The following is a 5,438-nucleotide window of genomic DNA, read 5'->3' on the forward strand; positions in this document are numbered from 1 at the left end:
TGGGTTGGATCTTCCATCTCCAGTGCCATTACATTTAGCCAGGCAACAAAGGTGGATTGTGGTCGCACGTAACCAATTTGCGGAAAGTCCCGCAGCCAGTTTTCGAGTAAATCCAGATTGGCATTCAGGTGTTGTTTGAGCCCCTCCAGCCAGGCATGGCCTTCCTGCCAGGCTGCATCAGCGGCCAGAAGTCCCAGATAATTCATGTCTGGCATCAACCCACGCATGAATTGCTGATAGGTGGCTCGAAGTTCTGGGTTGGGAATCACCGCCACCGCACAGGACAAACCAGCAATGTTAAAGGTTTTACTGGGTGCCATCAGAGTCACGGATCGTTGGGCAGCAGCTTCACTGATACTGGCAAAAGGGTGATGACGTAATCCCGGTTCCAGCACCAGATCCGCCCAGATTTCATCCGAAATCACCAGCAGATCCTTGGCTTCCGCCAGTGCAACCAGCTGCTGTAATTCTTCACGGCTGTACACTTTGCCGGTCGGATTCTGCGGATTACACAGCAGAAGGGCTTTGGTTTGTGATTGCAAGCTGCTGGCAAGCTCTGTTGTTGTCAGAGAAACAGGCACATCCACCACCGGACGATGCCGCACCTTGCCCAACACCCGAATCGGTGGATACACCGGTGTTTGCACCAGCAGGCCTTCATCAGGTTTTAACCAAGCCTCCACCGCCAGATTAAAACCCGGCACCACACCGGGAAGCCACACCAGCCACTCAGGTTTCACCGTCCAGTCATACTGGTGAGCACACCAGTCAACAAAAGCCTGAACAAGGCTTTGAGGCACCTCACCGTAACCAAATACACCTCGGTTGGCCGCGTTGGCAATCACCTGTTGCACTGCCGGTGGTGAGGCCAGATCCATGTCGGCCACCCACATGGGGATTACGTCCTGCTGTTCATAACGCTGCCATTTAAGGCTGGCCGTTCCCTTGCGGTTAATCGGTGTAGTGAAATCAAGATTCATTGTATTTATACCTTAGAAGCAAAATTTTGATTTGCCGAAAAGCAAAAAACCATTTACGTTAACGTCAAGATTACCCTTAACCACTTTTTTGATTGTTATCTTTTTGTTATTTATTGACTGAAATCAATCTGGAGACACTGCATGTTCACCTACGCCTTAACCCCCGGCTTCACCGATACCGATGCCCTGGGGCACATCAACAACACTCGCCTACCGGTTTGGTTTGAGCTGGCGCGTAACGATGTATTCCGCCTGTTTACACCGGATCTTGATCCCAAAAAATGGGAGCTGATTCTGGCACGTATTGAGGTGGATTTTGTCGGGGAGTTGTTTTACGGCGAAAATGTGGAAATTCGTACCTACATTGAGCGTATCGGCAAAAGCTCGTTCACTGTTGGCCAGGAGGCCTGGCAACACGGCAGACTGGGTGCCAAAGGTCAGGCCATACTGGTGCACTATTGTTTTGGAGATAAAGCATCCAAACCCATCGAAGGTGAGCTGCGTAAAAACCTTGAAGCACACCTACGCCCAGAAAACAGCTGATCACCAGTATCGCCCCCGTTTAAAACCGGGGGAGTCTTGTGCCTTTTATACGCGGGAATCCATCAGAAGTGGAAAATCACACCCAGATGTGGCCGGAAAACCAAAGGCAGGCTACTGCTGCTGTTTTCTGGTGTATCCACTCCATAAACAGTGCCAACCGAGCCAGTAATCACCGCCCAGCGGCTTAGTGGAATTTCATAACCAACACGAATATCCATACCTAACTCGGAGCTCACACCGGAAGATCCATTCCAGTAAGAAACACCCAGCTGATAAAAGCTGCCACTCAGGTATTTTTCGTTGTAACGCTTGAAGCCAGCTTCATACATCTGGTACTGATCACCATCCGCAATACCCACCACAAGTGCAGACCGACGACCTGTGGAAACCTGCCAGGATAGATTTAACTGATCACCATCTTGCGCCTGATCCAGGTAACGCACTGCATCAAAACCGATACCATGACTGGTTCTTGCTTCTGCCACAGTTGCCAGCCCCAGAAGAGGAACCAGCAGACCTGCCGCCAGCAATGCCTTAATGCGTAACAACATGAACTACTCCTGAAAAAGTGATCCGGGGAGCCGGTAAAGCCCAGCATCTTAAAATAAAAGCACCCTGCTGCCTACTGTAACAATGCTCTGAGTTGACCGCGCAACTGACGATCCAGTTCCTTTTTACCTTTTATACCCAGCTGTTGCTGCAAGGTTGCTTCCGAATGGTGTTGCAGCAACAGCTGTATCCAGGGATGCAAACCTTGCTGCTGTGGTGACTGCTGCAACTGCAACAACAACCAGCGCTTAAGAGCGGTACGTATCAATATCAGAGGCCGATGCCCCTGAGAATAAGCATAAAGATCCCGTTGATCCTGATCATTCAACGGTTCACAAATACTCAGCAAAGGATGCAACAACTCAGCTACCAAGGGGGCGGGCAACTGCTGTAATGCAATCGGCAACAAATCCAGCAGAGTTTCTGCAAAACGTTGTTGTAAAGCCCGTTGTAACTGCTGGCCTGCCGTTGTTAATGCCAACACCACCTGCAGGGTGTGCTCACCACTGGCCTGATCCCGCGTAATACCCACCCGCACTGGTAGATACCCGGCTTGTTGCCAGAAGCCCAGAAGACTATCTGTGACTCCAAAACTGCTGCCCAGCAGATCCACTTCTTTTTTCTGCTGCGCCTGTTGCTGCACAAAATCCAGCAACTGCTGACCCACACCTTGCCCCTGCAACAACGGATGCACCAGAATACGCTGCACTCGCCACCAATGCAGCTGTGCGGCCTGCACCACACCGGCATGAAAGGTCAGCGATTGTGCCAACAAATGCCCTTGTGGGCGGCGCTGCCCCATAAAAATAGCTTCGGCCAGCTCGGTATCAAACCCACCTTCTTCCTGAATCAGCACCAGCCCCACTGGCACCTTCCCTTGCCAGGCGCAGGCCAGATGTACACCCGGTGCATCCAGTAACTGCCGGAAATCATCTGGCGTAGTGCGGTAGTGTGCCAGCACCAGCAGACCAAACACCTGCCCGAGCAGTGATTCATCGGCCAACAGGCTCTGGCGATCCAGCCAATGGATCTGTAGTTCTGATAACAAGGCGGGATCTGGGTCAGTGACTTCGGCATCCAACAGCAATAAACGATTAATCAGCGGTTCAAGAGGATCATCCGGTGCCCAGCGTAAGGGTTCTTGCAAGGTCAGGGATAACCAGCCCGGTGCCTGCTGATCCAGATGACGGGTAAAACGCAGCGCAAAACCTCGACCATTACCTTCATAACCCTGCTGAGTGGTGGCAAACACACTGCGCGGATAATGCTGCAACAACTTCTGCAACACCGGCACCGGCAGCGCAGCCGCTTCATCCACCAGCAACAGATCAGCAGCGGGTCGTTCCTGCAGTAAAGCATCCGGTGCCATAAATCGAATACGCTCAATCAAACCCGATGGCAAATCCTGCAAACGGGCAAATACCGCTTCGGCGGCATCCCGTGACGGTGCTGTCAGCAGCAGGTTTTTTTGTGGTTCATGCAATACCAATGCCCGCAACACCAGACCCAGCGCACCACTCTTGCCACGCCCCCGATTAGCAGTCACCACCACCGGCACGGAAGGCTTTTGCCAGACCCAGCTCAATAATTGTTGCACTAAGGCCGCCTGATCTGCACTAACTGCACCCAGTGGCCAGCTCATGGGCTGATGGATTTCAGTGGCAGGAGGTAAATGCCAGTTACCCAGCTGACCTTGCAACTGATGCCAGCGTGGTACATCCGCTGCCAGCAACAACTGCTCACAGCGCTGCAGAAAGTGACAGGACAGATGCTCTGTTGTATGTGGCCAGTGGGCAAGGCGGCGATAATCCGGATCGGGCACCAAAGACCAATCCAGCGGTGTCAGCAACAACAACACACCACCAGCCTGCAGTGTGCCGGACAAGGCACCCAGCGCATCCGGATGCAGTCCGGTAAAAGCATCCAGCACCAGCACCTGCTGTTCACTACCCAACCGATGACGGCCTCTTGAGGCAGGCAACAGCTCCATGCCCGCGGGTAAATCCGGCGCATCACCAGCCTCTGAGACAGCCTGCACCCAGCAACCCGTCAAAGGCCGATCCTGCAATTGCTGCAGGCGCTCCAACCACCGCAAGGCAGTTGTACAACACCAATCAGCCTCACCCTGCAACCAGATAAGCTGACGAAAACGGTGTTTTTTCAGGTCTTGCAACCAGTTAATCAAGGTGGTTTCAGTGGGCATGGAATCGAACCGGGATACATCCATGTTGTTATTACTCATGCCCAACTCCATCAATAAACACCAGGATCAGCCGGATCAGGACGGGTTTTAAAACGCCGGTGCATCCACATGTATTGCTCTGGGTGAACCCGGATCAGCTGCTCAATCACCTGATTAACCAGGGTTGCATCAACCACATCATCACCCGATGGAAAGTTCTCTAAAGGTGGCAGATATTCCAGGGTATAGGTACGGTTATCTGGATTACGGTGTATACGCAGGGGTAATACAGGTGCGCCGGTCATACGTGCCATCCGTGATGTCATGGTGATACTGGCTGCCTGCACACCAAAAAAGGGTGCAAATACACTGACCTTGCGACCAAAATCCTGATCGGGCGAATACCAGGCAGCATGACCCTGTCGAACCCGACGCACCAGGCCTTTTAAATCGTGACGGTCAATCATCTGATCAAAGTGTTTTTGCCGACCCTTGAGAATAAAGCGATCAAAAACCGGGTTTTTGTGAGGTTTATAAATGGCATCCACCTTGTAAAACAAACCATGTAATGCCCCGCCCAGATCCATCACGGAAAAATGGATACCCAGAATAATGGCACCCTTGCCTTGTGCCAGTGCTTTATCCAGATGTTCACGACAGGTAAAAGTAATACGATCTTTCAGGAAGGACACATCACGCACCAGACCGGTTGCGATTTCCAGTGTACCAATGCCATTGGCCAGAAAAATATCCCGCACCATCTGCTGTTGCTCTTGTGGTGTTTTTTCCGGGAAACACAGGCGCACATTCACCTCAGTGAAATGCCTGCGCTCTCGCGCAACCAGTAATGCCAGATAACCGATACCCTTGCCCAAGGCTATTTTTAACGGCCAAGGCAACCAGGCTGTCAGATGCAAGGCTCCAATCGCTAGCCAGGTTAACCAGTAGCGAGGATGTAGTGGATTTTTTGGGTAGTTCCTTTTTGCCATGATGCCAGCCCAGTTCGAATTAGAAAGGCATTGTAACCCACCAAATCGAGTAGTAGGGGGAGTTACCTCCACAGTCTATCAAACAACTTCTTCACCCACTGCGACCGCCACCACGCGGGATCGGAACAGCGCCTGTCGCGGCGCTACGCGCCATGCCTGGCGCACAACAAAAAACCCAGCTTTAAGGGCTGGGTT

5 protein-coding genes are annotated in these 5,438 nt (G+C 52.1%); 1 reads left to right on the forward strand and 4 read right to left on the reverse strand.

Annotation, left to right across the window (positions count from 1 at the left end):
- Positions 1–980, reverse strand: a 980-nt coding sequence (locus tag IBX50_RS16670; RefSeq protein WP_292257426.1) for a MalY/PatB family protein, incomplete at its 3' end; no start/stop codon positions are given.
- A gap of 141 nt (positions 981–1,121) precedes the next feature.
- Between IBX50_RS16670 and IBX50_RS16675 the strand changes: the two genes are divergently transcribed.
- Complete coding sequence (locus tag IBX50_RS16675) at positions 1,122–1,523, forward strand: thioesterase family protein (RefSeq protein WP_292257427.1); 402 nt, start codon at positions 1,122–1,124, stop codon at positions 1,521–1,523.
- A 62-nt stretch (positions 1,524–1,585) separates the two neighbouring features.
- On the opposite strand, the gene IBX50_RS16680 is transcribed toward IBX50_RS16675, so the two are convergent.
- The 3 genes from IBX50_RS16680 to lpxL all read right to left on the reverse strand — a co-directional run bounded on the left by IBX50_RS16680 (position 1,586) and on the right by lpxL (position 5,243).
- A complete protein-coding gene (locus tag IBX50_RS16680; protein ID WP_292257428.1) occupies positions 1,586–2,074 on the reverse strand; it encodes a hypothetical protein in 489 nt (162 codons plus the stop codon).
- Positions 2,075–2,145: 71 nt separating this feature from the next.
- On the reverse strand, positions 2,146–4,314 hold the full coding sequence (locus IBX50_RS16685) for a GNAT family N-acetyltransferase (protein ID WP_292257429.1): 2,169 nt from the start codon (positions 4,312–4,314) through the stop codon (positions 2,146–2,148).
- A gap of 11 nt (positions 4,315–4,325) precedes the next feature.
- Complete coding sequence (gene lpxL / locus IBX50_RS16690; RefSeq protein ID WP_292257430.1) at positions 4,326–5,243, reverse strand: LpxL/LpxP family Kdo(2)-lipid IV(A) lauroyl/palmitoleoyl acyltransferase; 918 nt, start codon at positions 5,241–5,243, stop codon at positions 4,326–4,328.
- Positions 5,244–5,438: the final 195 nt, after the last annotated feature.

The organism is Marinospirillum sp., from assembly GCF_014859565.1.

Bases quoted from the DNA above. Each gene is read 5' to 3' on its own strand.
- IBX50_RS16675 (WP_292257427.1), top strand. From the start codon at position 1,122: ATGTTCACCTACGCCTTAACCCCCGGCTTCACCGATACCGATGCCCTG.
- IBX50_RS16680 (WP_292257428.1), bottom strand. From the start codon at position 2,074: ATGTTGTTACGCATTAAGGCATTGCTGGCGGCAGGTCTGCTGGTTCCT.
- IBX50_RS16685 (WP_292257429.1), bottom strand. From the start codon at position 4,314: ATGAGTAATAACAACATGGATGTATCCCGGTTCGATTCCATGCCCACT.
- lpxL (WP_292257430.1), bottom strand. From the start codon at position 5,243: ATGGCAAAAAGGAACTACCCAAAAAATCCACTACATCCTCGCTACTGG.